Below are 13,194 nucleotides of genomic sequence, written 5' to 3'. Positions count from 1 at the left end.
AAGTGTCTGCGGCATGCCCGCAGAGGGCTGTAGGAAGACCGCGCGCACACGGCCGACTTCGCCACACGGCGTTTACGGCACGGCACCGCGCAGCGCCAGGGCCGGCGTATGCTGGGCCCATGCCCATCCCGCCCGCTGCTTCTCCCCCGCCGCCCTGCGTGGCCGGCATCGTTCTCGCCGCGGGCGCGGCCACGCGGTTCGGCAGCGACAAGCGGCAGGCCGTGGCGGTGGATGGCCAGCCCATGCTGGCCACCGTGGCGCAGCGTTTCGGCCAGGTGTTCGGGCGGGTAGCCGTCGTGCTGCCGCCGGGCGATGCGTTCGGGCAGGCGCTGTGCGCCCGCCTGGGCCTGGCGGCCGTGGTGAATGCACGCAGCCACGAAGGCCAGGGCACCTCGCTCGCAGCCGCCATGCAGTGGGCGCTCGCGCAGGAGGACATCGGCGCGGTGGTGGTCGGGCTGGCCGACATGCCCTGGGTGCGCACCGACACACTGCTGGCGCTGCGCACCGCGCTCGCGCAGGGCGCGGCCCCCACGCTGCCGGTGTTCCGCGGCCGCGCAGGCAACCCGCGCGGCCTTCCGCGCCATTGCTTCGCCGCGCTCGCACGGGCCACCGGCGCACAGGCCGGGGCGCAGCGCGTGGACTGGGGCCGGGCACGCACCGTCGAGGTGGATGACCCCGGCGTGCTGCGCGATGTGGATACGCCGGCCGATCTGCCCACGGCGCCATCCTGACGGGCCCACGGCCGGGCCCGTAGGACAAGGCCGTGATCGGCCGGCCCGGCCGTGCAGGCTCGGGTACGGTGCGGCCGATCGCTACCGCAAAGCGCCTTAGCAGCGCGCACCGCCGCCATGGTCCTGCCCTCTCACCGCCCTTCCCGGTCGCACCACCTGCGCACCGACGGCATCAACCTGCACTGCCTCGAATTCGCGATGGTGGCCGCGCGGCTGGACGGCGTGTACCCATCGGTGGGCGCCTACCGCGACACGGTGGTGCGCAGCGCGCCTTTCGTCGCGCCCTGGCATGCCGCGATGCAAGGCTTCGTGGAAGCGGACCTCGCCGCCATCGGCCCGGGCCTCTACACCACCTCGGCGCGCGCCGGCACCGCGCACCTCGCCTCCCTGCACGTGCAGAGCGTGACGCAGCGCCAATGGCGCGACTGCGCGGCGCGCGTGCAGGTGCCCGCCCTGCTGGCACAGGCCACGGAACCGTTCTGGATGGGCATGCCGATGCTGACGGACGAGGGGGCGGAGACCACTGCGCAGCTGCTGCGCACGCGTCCCGTGCGCATTCCGGGCAACCACTTCACCATGCTCTACGGCGGAGGCGCCGAGCGCATCGTGGCCGCGCTCCGGGCGTGGGGCGCAGACGCAGCCGCTGGCGCCGACGCCTGCGCCACGGCCGCGCAGTGATTCGTAAGCGTGCGCACGTCCTACACCGACAGACCCCGGGAAGTTCGCAAGATGGACCACAGGACGGGCTTCTCTCCCGCACCACCGGCTCTGACGAAAGGCAAGCGAACCCCATGCTGGCAATGAACTACCGCGGCCCCTACCGCGTGCGGGCATCGCACAAACAGGAACCCGACATCGAGCATCCCAACGATGCCATCGTGCGCGTCACGCGCTCGTGCATCTGCGGATCGGACCTGCACCTCTACCACGGCCTCGTGCCCGACACGCGCGTCGGCACCACCTTCGGCCATGAGTTCACGGGCACCGTGGTGGCCGTCGGGCCTTCGGTGCGCAATCTCAAGCCGGGCGACCACGTGCTCGTGCCGTTCAACATCTTCTGCGGCTCGTGCTACTTCTGCCAGAAGGAGCTGTACAGCAACTGCCACAACACCAACCCCGAGGCCACGGCCGTGGGCGGCATCTACGGCTACTCGCACACCACGGGCGGCTACGACGGCGGCCAGGCCGAGTACGTGCGCGTGCCCCTGGCCGACGTGGGGCCGCAGGTCATCCCCTCCGACCTCGATCTGGACGACGCCGTGCTGCTCACCGACGCGCTGCCCACGGGCTACCAGGCGGCGGAGATGGGCGGCATCCGCGAGGGCGACACCGTGGTGGTGTTCGGCGCCGGGCCGGTCGGCATCTTCGCAGCGCGGTGCGCGTGGCTGCTCGGCGCCGGGCGCGTGATCGTGGTGGACCACGTCGAGTACCGCCTGGATTTCGTCCGCGGCTACGCGCCCTGCGAAACGGTGGATTTCAAGAGCGTGCGGGACATGGCCGTGCACCTCAAGGGCATGACCGACGGCCTGGGGCCCGACGTCTGCATCGACGCGGTGGGTTGCGAGGCCGCGGGCTCCTTCGCTCAATCGCTCACGGGCGTGCGGCTGAAACTGCAGGGCGGCGCGGCCACCGTGCTGCACTGGTGCATCAACTCGGTGCGCAAAGGCGGCACGGTGTCCATCGTGGGCGTGTACGGGCCCACGTTCAACGCCGTGCCGATCGGCAACGCCGTCAACAAGGGTCTGACGCTGCGCATGAACCAGGCGAGCGTGAAGCGGCACCTGCCGCGCCTCATCGAACACATCCAGGCCGGGCGCATCCGCCCCCGCGAAATCATCACCCACCGCTTCGGGCTCGAGGACATCGCCGAGGCATACCACACGTTCTCGAGCAAGCTGGACGGCTGCATCAAGCCCGTGATCGTGCCCGCCGCAGCCTGAACGACTCCGACCCCGAAGCCCATCGCTCCGCCCCGAAAGGACACCGCATGACCACCGCCACCATCCACATCGACGCCACCCCGCCGGGCCCGCGCGCCCGCGCCGATGCCGGCAGCATCCCCGGCTGGGGGGCCGACCTGCGGCGCGAAGACCGCCCCGCCGTGCCGCGCGAACGCACGCCGCCGCGCATCGACGTGCCGTGGAAGCGGCCCGAGGCGCAGACACCCACCGTGGAGGTGCTGCATTCGATCGAGCGCCCGGGCCTCACGCCCGTGTTCGGCACCACGGTCCCGCCCTCGGGCGTGAGCGGAATGTTGCGCCGCCTGGCTTTCCAGACGAGCGAGAGCGATCTGCGCCATTGGCTGCTGCTGTTGCTGGCCGACCGCGTCAACGTGCTGGAAGGGCTGTTGTCCGACCTGCTGCACGGCCGGGTTCCCCAGGTGCTGCACGAGATGGGCCTGAACGCGCACTGGCGGGAACACCGCGAGCGGGCGCTGCGCGCCGTGGCGGCCCTGGCCGGCCTGGCGTTGGCGCTCATTGCGCTGCTGCGCCGGCTGTTCTGACCGGCCGCGCCGGAGGCAAGGCCCGGCGATGCGGGCAGGGTCGCCACCGGCGTTTGCTATTAAATATATAGCAAACTATTCAATGGATCCGGCGGCATGGAGGCGATTTCACCTCCGTGCCGGTAGCTGCGACGCCCTGGCGGGTCAGCGCACTTCGGAGACGAACTGTTCGCGCGGACGGCGCACTTTCTTGAGGTTGACGAGCCAGTCTTCCTCGGGCTGGCGGTACCCCAGCGGCAGCAGCGTCACGCTGCGCAGGCCGCGAGCGCGCAGGCCCAGGATCTCGTCCACCGCCTCGGGCTGGAAGCCCTCCATCGGCGTGCTGTCCACGCCCTCGGCGGCCGCGGCGATGAGCGCGGCGCCGAAGCCGATGTAGGCCTGCCGCGCGGCATGCTGGAAGTTCACCTCCGCGCCCCGCTGCGGGTACGAGCCGAGCAGCATGTTGCGGTAGTTCTCCCAGCCCTCGTTGCGGAAGCCCCGCACTTCGTTGGTGTAGTCGAACATCTGGTTGATGCGTTCGGTGGTGTAGTCGTCCCACGCGGCGAACACGAGCAGGTGCGAGCCGTCGGTCACCTGCGCCTGGTTCCAGGCCACTTCGCGGATGCGGGCCCGCACGTCGGCGCTGGTGACCACGATGATCTCGTAGGGCTGCAGTCCGCTGGAGGTCGGCGCCAGCCGGGCGGCCTCCAGGATGCGGTCCACGGTGTCCTGCGGCACGGCGCGGGAGGGGTCCATCTTCTTCGTGGCGTAGCGCCACTGCAGCACGTCGAGCAATTCCATGGTGTCGGTTCCTGTGTGTTGAGCGTTGGTGGAATCAGGAACGGCCGAGTCTAGGAGCCGCCGAGACACCGCGCTCGCACGGGGAATTGCGCGCCGTGGTATGGCGCGCCATACCGCCCCTTCCGGCGGACGGGGGCGGGCCGCCATGCCTGTCAGCCGAACAGGCCGCCTTCGTCCAGCAGCGCGAACGCGATCTCCGGGCGCCGCTCCATGCCCCGGCGGATGGCGGCCGCGATCGCCTGCCGGGTCTTGCGGCAGAGGCCGCGCTGCTCGTGCACCAGGATGGCGATGCCGCGCAGCGTGCGCACCTCGCTCGCCCCCTGCGCGATGTCGATGCGGATGCCGAGCTGCTGCTCCATGCGGCCCTCCAGGCGGCGCAGATCGGCCAGGCTCTCGATGTTCTCCAGGCGCTGCACGAGGCGCTTCTCCTCCTCGCGCGAGAGCAGCAGCACGCGCCGGTCCGCGTCCGGCGCCTGCAGCATGGCCTGCAGGTCGCAGGTGCAGGCGCCCGGCGGGCATTCGGCGCGGACCGGGACCGGGAAGGCGGGGGAAGAGGACGTGGGGGCGCCGGCAGACATCGTGGGGCGCATTCTAGGAACGGCGCCGGCAACCCGCCGGCTCACGCATTGAGACCCCGCGCCACCAGCGAGAGCGCGCGGCGGTACGGCGGCCGCAGCCGGTACACCTGCGCGGGCCGGTGCGCCGCGCCGGACTCCAGCACGCCCTCGATCGGCTCCAGCATGCCCAGCTCGTCGATCTTGCGGCGGAAGCTCACCTTGTTGACGGGCTCGCCGAGCACCGCCTCGTACACCGCCTGCAACTGCGGCAGCGTCATGCGCTCCCCGCAGAAATACACGGGCAGCGACGAATACTGGCTCTTGGATCGCACGCGCGACACCGCCAGCGCCACCATGTCCGCATGGTCGAAGGCCAGGGGCGGCAGGCGGTGCACGGGCGCCCGCTGCAGGCCCGGCGCGGACGCGGGCAGCATCTCGGCCGGCACGAGCGCGCAGTAGACGATCGACACCGACCAGCCGCGCGGGTCGCGCTCCGCGCCCGAATAGGTGGCGAGCTGCTCCAGGTAGGGGCTCGCGATGCCCACCTTGTGCCGCAGCACCCGGGCCGCGGCATCCCAGGCCGTGCCGTCCTCCTGGGCATGGATGTAGCCGCCCGGCAGCGCCCAGGCGCCCGCGCAGGGGCCGTGCGGGCGCTGCATCAGCACGGCGTGCAGTTCCTGCCGCTCCAGGGTGAGCAGCACCACGTCCACGGTGCACAGAATGGGCGTGAAATCGGTGTCCGGGGAAGAAGGGGCCATGGATCGGTCGGAGGCTTTCTCAAAAAACAGGCAGTGTGCCGCCCATTCTGCGCGGCCGCCGACACACGGGCCGCCGGAACTGCGCCATCGTCCAGCGTCAGCCATCCCACCAGGAGCCTCCCATGCCCGCCTTCGACGCGATCCAGCACGACATCACCCGCCTGGAGGTCGACGCCATCGTCAATGCCGCCAACACTTCGTTGCTGGGCGGCGCAGGCGTGGACGGCGCCATCCACCGCGCGGCCGGGCCCGACCTGCTGGCGGCCTGCCGGGCGCTGAACGGCTGCCGGGTCGGCCAGGCCAGGCTGACCCCGGGTTTCCGGCTGCCCGCGCGCCACGTGATCCACACCGTGGGGCCGGTCTGGCACGGCGGACGCCAGGGCGAACCTGCCCTGCTCGCCTCGTGCTACCGCGAAAGCATCGCGCTGGCGCTCGCGCACGGCATGCGCTCGATCGCATTCCCCTGCATCGGCACCGGCGCCTACGGCTACCCGGCGGATGCGGCGGCCGACATCGCCGTGGCCGCCACCCGGGAGGCCGTGGGCGATGCCCGGCTGCAGGTCACGTTCTGCTGCTTCGGCGCGCGCGATCTGGCGCTCTACCAGGCGCGGCTGCCGGCCGCCTGAACACCCGCACCGCGCGGGGCGCCATTCATCGCCCTGTCACGTGGCGCCGCAAGCATGCCTGCTTTGCAACGCTTTGTAGGAGACCCCGATGGCGGGAACGACGTGGAGAGAAGGTGGGCGCCGGCAAGCGGCACGTGCGGGCGGATGGCTGGCGATGACCGCCACGGCCCTGCTGTTGGCCGCCTGCGGCGGATCGGGCGGTGGTGGCGAACCCATGGAACTCACCATCCTGCACATCAACGACCACCACTCCACCCTGGAGCCGCGCTCGAAGACGCTGCAGCTCTCGGCCGGGGGCGCCGCTCCGGTGGCCGTGGCGGTCGATGCGGGCGGCTTCCCGCGCGTGACCGCGGCCATCGAGACGCTGGCGAAGCAGTCGCCCAACGTGCTCAAGCTGCATGCGGGCGACGCGCTCACCGGCACCCTGTACTTCAACCGTGCCGGCGCCGACGGCGAAGCCGACGCGGCCCTGATGAACACCGTCTGCTTCGATGCCTTCACGCTCGGCAACCACGAATTCGACAAGGGCGACTCCGGCCTGAAGTCCTTCCTGGACCTGCTGCGCAAGGGCAGTTGCAAGACGCCCGTGCTGAGTGCCAACGTGCGCTTCGGCGCCAATTCGGCGCTGAACGCGAACAAGGCGCCCGGCTACGTCAACCCGTCCACCGTGGTGGAACGCGGCGGCCAGAAGATCGGCATCGTGGGCCTCACCATCGCCGGCAAGACCAAGGCCTCCTCCAGCCCCGACCCGGACACCACGTTCGAGGACGAGGCCACGGCCGCCCAGCGCGAGATCGACCGCCTGCGCGCCCAGGGCATCAACAAAATCGTGCTGATGAGCCACATCGGCTACGACGCCGACCGGCAGATCGTGCCCCGGCTCTCGGGCGTGGACGTGGTGGTGGGCGGCGATTCGCACACGCTGCTCGGCCTCGACGGACTGCGCACCACGGGCGTGGGCACGCCGGGCGGCGCCTACCCCACGCGCACCGTGGACAAGGACGGCCACACCGTCTGCGTGGTGCAGGCCTGGGAATACGCGCAGGTGGTGGGCGAGCTGAAGGTGCAGTTCGACGGCGACGGCAACGTCACCCAGTGCGCCGGCACGCCGCACGTGCTGATCGGCGACAGCTTCACCATCGCCGGCAAGGCGCCCACCGACGCCGAGGCCCGCGCGCTGCAGGCCAGCGTGGCGGCCACCGGCTTCCTGCGCGTGACGCAGCCCTCGGCCGCCGCCACCGCGGCCCTGCAGCCCTTCAAGGACCGCGTGGCGGTGTTCAACCGCACGCAGGTGGCCTTCGTGCCCGAGGAACTGTGCTCGCGCCGCGTGCCCGGCGGGGCCGGCTCCGCCGACTACGGCCGCTCCAGCGCGGCCTGCAATGCCGAAGGCAGCGTGAGCGTGCGCGGCGGCGACATCCAGCAACTGGTGGCCCAGGCCTATCTCGACGTGGCCAAGGCGCAGTACGGCGGCGCCGACATCTCGCTGCAGAGCGGCGGCGGCGTGCGCATCCCGCTGCAGGGCACGGTCTCGGCCGCCCAGGTGATCCAGGTGCTGCCCTTCGGCAACATGCTCTTCCGCCTGGACGTGACGGGCGCCGAAGTGAAGGCCATGCTGGAAGACGGCCTGGAAGCCGTCTACGGCACGGGCGGCTCCACCGGCCCCTACCCGTACACGGGCGGCCTGCGCTTCGACGCCAATGCCGCCGCGGCCTTCGGCCAGCGCATCTCGGGCGCCGAGGTGCGCAACGCAGCGGGCGCCTGGGAGCCGCTCGATGCCACGAAGACCTACAAGCTCTTCGTGCTGAGCTTCAACGCCACCGGCGGCGATGGCTACAAGACCCTGGCCGCCGTGCCCGCATCGCGGCGACTGGACATCGGCGTGCTGGATGCCGACGTGTTCTTCAGCTACATCGAGCGCCAGGGCAAGGATGCGGCCAGCGGCCTGCCCGCGCTGCGCCGGCTGCCCCGCGACCTGTACAGCACGAAGACGTTCAAGGGGCCGGCCGGGCAGTGACCGCGCGGCGCTACGTGAGGTAGTCCCCCGTGGCCTCGGGCTGGTACTGCACGGCCGCGATCGTCGCCGCGCACGCTTCGCCCAGCGGGGTGGACCACCTGGCGACATCGCCCGCCCGCAGGCCCAGCAGGCTGCTCCCCACCGGGGACAGCACCGAGATGAAGCCCGCGGCGGGCTCCGCATCGCGCGGGTAGCACAGCGTCAGCACCTGGCGCCGGTGGGTCAGGGCATCCACCAGCTCCACGCGCGAATACATGGTGACCACATCCGCCTGGACGGAGCGGGAGCTGGTGACCTCGGCGGTGGCCAGCAGGTCGCAGAGGGTGGGCGGAAGCGGCTGGCCCGCCAGCCTGGACAGACGGGAAAAATCGAGATCGGTGAGCGTGCGCTCGCCACGGACCATTGCATGCATGCAAGCACTCCATCGGTGGCCGCCATCGCCTGCGCAGAGAGCGGCCGTGGGCGCGCGGAAGGTGGGGCCCGGCGGTGGAGGATTGCGCTGAAGAGAAGGGGGAGGGAGAGCGGACCGCCGGGCTCAGGAAGGTGCGGGCGTCGACGGGCGGTGGGCCCGTTCTGCCGCGGCCGCCAGCGCGCGCCCTGCCGCGTCTGCGTGCGACAGCGCGGCCGGAAAGGCGACGGCGTGGGCCAGGGAGGTCATGGGGCGAGTGTAGGCACGGCGCCGCCGCGGGCGCGCCATGCCCCCACCGCCCGTGCCGGATTGGCACGCGTGCGGCAGCGCCGGCCTCAGCGGGCGACGCGCGGATGCGCGAGAAAGAACCGGAGCATCTCCGCGCTGGCGTCCACGCCCTCCGGGGCCGTATAGCTTCCGCTGGCGCTGCCGCCCGACCAGGCATGGCCCGCCCCGTGCAATTGCCAGTATTCGAGCGTGTCGCGCCCGGACGCGTCCGTGTACACGCTGCGCGTGTGGTGCGCCCCCCGTGCCGAGCGGCCCCGGATCACGCGCGCGGCCGCCTGGCCGGCGCCGGCGGCAGGCGTGGGCCCGGCACCGAGCAAGGAATCGACGAGCACCTCGGCATTGCGGACGTGGACCGTGGGGTCCGCATCGCCGTGGAAAACGATGGTGGGGATGGCCTGCGCCCGGTTCTGCGGCGCCGCTGTCCCCTGGCCGCTGCGCATGGCGGCCAGCGCCGAAGCGACATCGGTCGCGCACCCCTGGGGCAACCCGGAATGCACCCCGACCGCCGCGAACACGTCCGGATAGCAGTGCCCGGCGATATCGGCCATCGCCCCGCCGGCGGACAGCCCCGCCACGTAGATCCGGGCCGGGTCCACCCGGTGCTCGGCCGCCACGGAGCGCGCGAGGGCCGCGATCACCGCGGGTTCGCCACGGCCACGCCGCTGGTGCTGCGGCTTGAACCAGTTCCAGCACTTCTGCGCATTGGCATGCTGCGTCTGCTCCGGGTAGAGCACCACCACGCCGAGATCGCGGGCGAGCAGGTTCATGCGCGTACCGGCGGCGAAATCCTCCGCGCTCTGCGTGCATCCGTGGAGCATGACCACCATCGGCCGCAACGCCGCGGCATCGGCCGTGCCGGGCGGCAGATACAGCCGGAACGCGAGCGTGCGGCCCTGGTGGGAAAAGCTGGCACGTTGCCAGCGCTCCTGCGTGCCGCCGTGCGGCGGGTCCGCCGGCCCGTCCGATGGACCGTGCCCCCGTCCATCGATCTCGCGGACCAGGCCGTCGAGCACCAGGGGATCGTCGGCGCCGCGGGGTGCCGGGCGGGGGGCGGCCGCAGGCGTCTCCGGCACCCCGCCCCGGGCGGCCGCGGCGGCTTCGCGCAGCGCCCGCTGGATGGTCTGGGTGGCTTCGCCGAGCTGGCCGCTGCGGGTGGATCGTGCCGCGTCGGCCATCCATTGCTGAAAGATTGTGTTCACGGAGACTTTCGTTGCGGGGTCAATGGATGCGTCCGGCCAGCGCGGTCTTCACGGCACGGCTGGCCTGCAGCGCTCCGAGCACGGTGATGGACTCGATGGTGGCCAGCGCCAGTTCGGGCGCCACGTCGGGGTCGATGGTGGCCAGCCCCAGCACGCGGATCTGCAGCTTCTGGCCTGCCGCACGTGCGGCCTCCAGGTCGGCCGACGAGAACCGCTGCAGGCCCAGCACCAGCATCTTGCGAGCCACCACCTGCCGCAGCGCATCGGAATGCACGGCCAACTGGTTGCGGATCGCCGTGCGGATGAAGTCGGTGCGGTTGCCGTAGAAGCTCTCGGCCACCAGCAGATCGATGTGGCCGAGATCGACATACCCCAGGTTGATGGTGATCTTTTCGGAATCGCCGGCCTTGGGCGGGCGCTGAACGGGCGTATCGGAGGTCATGCGCCATCCTATTACCATCCATATGGATGGTCAATGGATGTTTTTTGCAAGATTCGGAAAACATGCGGCGCGCGCTGCGGCCAATACCGGACCGCACCTACACGCCCGGCGCCGTCCACGGGCAATGCTGCGGATGAACCCTCCAAGGCACGATGAAACCCACCCTTCCCTCCCAAGAAACGCCCTTCGGCGGATTCATCTCCGTGCGCGGCGCGCGCGAGCACAACCTCAAGAACGTGGACGTCCGGATTCCGCGCAATGCGCTCGTGGTGTTCACCGGCGTTTCGGGTTCCGGCAAATCGTCGCTCGCCTTCGGCACGATCTATGCCGAGGCGCAGCGCCGGTACTTCGAGTCGGTCGCCCCGTATGCCCGGCGCCTGATCGACCAGGTGGGCGTGCCGCAGGTGGACGCCATCGAGGGCCTGCCGCCCGCGGTCGCGCTGCAGCAGCAGCGCGGCACGCCGAGCGCGCGGTCCTCCGTGGGCAGCGTCACCACCATTTCGAGCCTGGTGCGCATGCTCTACTCGCGCGCCGGAAGCTACCCGGCCCGCCAGCCGATGCTGTATGCAGAAGACTTCTCGCCCAACACGCCGCAGGGCGCCTGCCCGCACTGCCATGGGCTTGGCCGCGTCTACGAGGTGACGGAAGCCTCGATGGTGCCGGACGACTCGCTGACGCTGCGCGAACGCGCCGTGGCGGCGTGGCCCACCGCGTGGCAGGGCCAGAACCTGCGCGACATCCTCACCACCCTGGGCCACGACATCGACGTGCCCTGGCGCGATCTGCCGCGCAAGACGCGGGACTGGATCCTGTTCACGGACGAGCAGCCCACGGTGCCGGTCTATGCCGGGTTCAGCCGGCAGGAGGTGCGGCAGGCGCGCAAGAGCGGCCAGCCGCCCAGCTACATGGGCACCTTCACGGGTGCGCGGCGCTATGTGATGCAGACCTTCGCCACCAGCCAGAGCGCGATGATGAAACGCCGGGTGGCGCAGTTCATGGTGGGCCAGGCCTGCCCCGTCTGCCACGGCAAGCGCCTCAAGCCGGAAGCGCTGTCGGTGACGTTCTGCGGCATGGACATCGGCGAATTCACCCGCCTTCCCCTGGCCGCGCTGGCCGACGTGCTGCGCCCGGTGGCCGATGGCGCGCTGCAGTCCGCCGACGACGATGCCGAGAACCCGGCACCGACCGAATCCGCCCGTGCACGCGCGACGGCCCGGCGGGTCGCGGCCGGCGGGGCCGCGCATGCCGCCGCACCCGACATCCGCCGCACACCCAACCTCTCCGCGGAGAAGCGCCTGGCCGCGCAGCGCATCGCGCAGGAATTGCTCGCGCGGGTGGGGGCACTGGTCGGGCTGGGACTGGGCTATCTGTCGCTCGACCGCGCCACGCCCACGCTGTCGCCGGGCGAGCTTCAGCGGCTGCGCCTGGCGACCCAGTTGGCGTCCCAGTTGTTCGGCGTGGTCTACGTCCTCGACGAGCCATCGGCCGGCCTGCACCCGGCCGACGGGGAATCGCTGCTCGCGGCGCTGGACCGGCTCAAGGCCGCAGGCAACTCCATCCTCGTCGTGGAGCACGACGTGGCCACCATGCGCCGCGCCGACTGGCTCGTGGAAGTGGGCCCGGAGGCCGGCGAGCGCGGTGGCCGGGTGCTCTACAGCGGCCCGCCGCAGGGCCTGCGGGACGTGGCCGATTCGCGAACGCGGCAATACCTTTTCGACGACGGCGCCCGCGCCCGCAGGCACCGCCGCACTCCGCAGGCCTGGCTCCAGCTGGAAGATGTCCGGAGCCACAACCTCCAGGGCGTGCAGGCCGCCATCCCGCTGGGCTGCCTGACGGCGGTGACCGGGGTGTCGGGCTCCGGCAAATCCAGCCTCGTCAGCCACGCGCTGCTGACCCTGGTGGCGGACCACCTGGGGCAGGACGCATCGCCCGCGGACGGCGATGCGCTGCCCGAGACGGTCCTTCCCGATGCGGCGGACGACGACCCCGGCGCGGGCGCCGCGGAAGGCCCGGAGCAACGATCCACCGGCCGGCTGGGCGGCGCCACCGGCCAGATACGGCGGCTGGTGAACGTGGACCAGAAGCCGATCGGCAGGACCCCGCGCTCCAACCTCGCCACCTACACCGGCCTGTTCGACGCCATCCGGAAACTCTTCGCGGCCACGCCGGCCGCCCGCAGGACGCACTACGACGCCGGCCGGTTCTCGTTCAACGTCGCCAAGGGGCGCTGCCCCACCTGCCAGGGGGAAGGCTTCGTGAGCGTCGAGTTGCTTTTTCTTCCGAGTGCCTACGCGCCCTGCCCCACGTGCCACGGCTCGCGCTACAACCCGCAGACGCTTGCCGTCACCTGGAACGGCCTGACGATCGCCGACGTGCTGGGGTTGACCGTCGATGCGGCCTGCGAAGCGTTCGCCCACGAACCCGCCGTCCTGCGGCCGCTGCAGGTGCTCCGGAAGATCGGCCTGGGCTACCTGCGCCTGGGCCAGCCGGCCACCGAACTCTCGGGCGGCGAGGCCCAGCGCATCAAACTGGCCGCCGAGCTGCAGCGCACGCAGCGGGGCCATACGCTCTATGTGCTGGATGAGCCCACCACCGGCCTGCACCCCGCCGACGCGGACCGCCTGCTGGCGCACCTTGACGCGCTGGTGCAGGCCGGCCACACCGTCGTGGTGGTCGAACACGACATGCATTTCGTGGCAGCCTGCGACTGGGTGATCGACATCGGCCCCGGCGCCGGTCACGATGGAGGGCGCATCGTCGTGGCGGGAACGCCGCAGGACGTGGCCCGCTGCGCGGCCTCCCGCACGGCTCCCTACCTGGGCGCCGCGCTGGCATCGCACGCGAAGGACTGATGCCCGCGAACCACCTGGGACGCGCCCCGCCTTCC

The 13,194-nt window shown here is 71.4% G+C and carries 14 protein-coding genes; 7 read left to right on the top strand and 7 right to left on the bottom strand.

The window, feature by feature from the left end; all coding sequences use genetic code 11:
* The first annotated feature begins 119 nt into the window (after positions 1 to 119).
* The 4 genes from BM144_RS03270 to BM144_RS03255 all read left to right on the top strand — a co-directional run bounded on the left by BM144_RS03270 (position 120) and on the right by BM144_RS03255 (position 3,234).
* The gene (locus BM144_RS03270; protein WP_092949800.1) at positions 120 to 731 is read left to right on the top strand and encodes a nucleotidyltransferase family protein; all 612 of its coding nucleotides are present in this window, start codon (positions 120 to 122) and stop codon (positions 729 to 731) included.
* Positions 732 to 848: 117 nt separating this feature from the next.
* Complete coding sequence (locus BM144_RS03265) at positions 849 to 1,409, top strand: hypothetical protein (protein ID WP_092949798.1); 561 nt, start codon at positions 849 to 851, stop codon at positions 1,407 to 1,409.
* A gap of 113 nt (positions 1,410 to 1,522) precedes the next feature.
* Complete coding sequence (locus BM144_RS03260; protein WP_092949796.1) at positions 1,523 to 2,671, top strand: zinc-dependent alcohol dehydrogenase; 1,149 nt, start codon at positions 1,523 to 1,525, stop codon at positions 2,669 to 2,671.
* 47 nt (positions 2,672 to 2,718) lie between these two features.
* Positions 2,719 to 3,234 (top strand): hypothetical protein, encoded by a 516-nt coding sequence (locus BM144_RS03255; RefSeq protein ID WP_092949794.1) that lies wholly within the window; start codon positions 2,719 to 2,721, stop codon positions 3,232 to 3,234.
* 144 nt (positions 3,235 to 3,378) lie between these two features.
* On the opposite strand, the gene BM144_RS03250 is transcribed toward BM144_RS03255, so the two are convergent.
* From BM144_RS03250 to BM144_RS03240, 3 genes are all read right to left on the bottom strand, one after another.
* Positions 3,379 to 4,014, bottom strand: coding sequence for an NAD(P)H-dependent oxidoreductase (locus tag BM144_RS03250; protein WP_092949792.1), 636 nt, complete (start codon positions 4,012 to 4,014; stop codon positions 3,379 to 3,381).
* Positions 4,015 to 4,166: 152 nt separating this feature from the next.
* Entirely contained in the window at positions 4,167 to 4,592 is a 426-nt protein-coding gene (locus BM144_RS03245; RefSeq protein ID WP_092950103.1) for a hypothetical protein, read from the bottom strand.
* Positions 4,593 to 4,633: 41 nt separating this feature from the next.
* Positions 4,634 to 5,329 (bottom strand): NUDIX hydrolase, encoded by a 696-nt coding sequence (locus tag BM144_RS03240; RefSeq protein WP_092949790.1) that lies wholly within the window; start codon positions 5,327 to 5,329, stop codon positions 4,634 to 4,636.
* Between the two features lie 122 nt (positions 5,330 to 5,451).
* Here BM144_RS03240 and BM144_RS03235 point away from each other — a divergent pair, with 122 nt between their 5' ends.
* Entirely contained in the window at positions 5,452 to 5,955 is a 504-nt protein-coding gene (locus tag BM144_RS03235) for an O-acetyl-ADP-ribose deacetylase (RefSeq protein ID WP_092949788.1), read from the top strand.
* Positions 5,956 to 6,109: 154 nt separating this feature from the next.
* Positions 6,110 to 7,969 carry a bifunctional metallophosphatase/5'-nucleotidase gene (locus BM144_RS03230; RefSeq protein WP_245783510.1) on the top strand — a complete coding sequence of 620 codons (1,860 nt, stop codon included), beginning with the start codon at positions 6,110 to 6,112 and terminating at the stop codon, positions 7,967 to 7,969.
* A 10-nt stretch (positions 7,970 to 7,979) separates the two neighbouring features.
* Here the strand turns inward: BM144_RS03230 and BM144_RS03225 are convergent, their stop codons facing one another.
* From BM144_RS03225 to BM144_RS03215, 4 genes are all read right to left on the bottom strand, one after another.
* Positions 7,980 to 8,381, bottom strand: coding sequence for a GreA/GreB family elongation factor (locus BM144_RS03225; RefSeq protein WP_092949784.1), 402 nt, complete (start codon positions 8,379 to 8,381; stop codon positions 7,980 to 7,982).
* A gap of 123 nt (positions 8,382 to 8,504) precedes the next feature.
* Positions 8,505 to 8,627, bottom strand: a complete 123-nt coding sequence (locus BM144_RS23575; protein WP_281246079.1) for a hypothetical protein — start codon at positions 8,625 to 8,627, stop codon at positions 8,505 to 8,507.
* An 86-nt stretch (positions 8,628 to 8,713) separates the two neighbouring features.
* Entirely contained in the window at positions 8,714 to 9,865 is a 1,152-nt protein-coding gene (locus BM144_RS03220) for an extracellular catalytic domain type 1 short-chain-length polyhydroxyalkanoate depolymerase (protein ID WP_092949782.1), read from the bottom strand.
* A gap of 19 nt (positions 9,866 to 9,884) precedes the next feature.
* A complete protein-coding gene (locus tag BM144_RS03215) occupies positions 9,885 to 10,307 on the bottom strand; it encodes a CopG family transcriptional regulator (RefSeq protein WP_092949780.1) in 423 nt (140 codons plus the stop codon).
* 152 nt (positions 10,308 to 10,459) lie between these two features.
* Between BM144_RS03215 and BM144_RS03210 the strand changes: the two genes are divergently transcribed.
* Positions 10,460 to 13,159 carry an excinuclease ABC subunit UvrA gene (locus tag BM144_RS03210; RefSeq protein ID WP_092949778.1) on the top strand — a complete coding sequence of 900 codons (2,700 nt, stop codon included), beginning with the start codon at positions 10,460 to 10,462 and terminating at the stop codon, positions 13,157 to 13,159.
* Positions 13,160 to 13,194 lie beyond the last annotated feature (35 nt).

The organism is Paracidovorax konjaci, assembly GCF_900112675.1.
In the GTDB taxonomy this organism is placed as follows: domain Bacteria; phylum Pseudomonadota; class Gammaproteobacteria; order Burkholderiales; family Burkholderiaceae_C; genus Paracidovorax; species Paracidovorax konjaci.
Note: the sequence above shows the minus strand (reverse complement) of the source record. Positions and strands in the feature narration are given on the sequence as shown.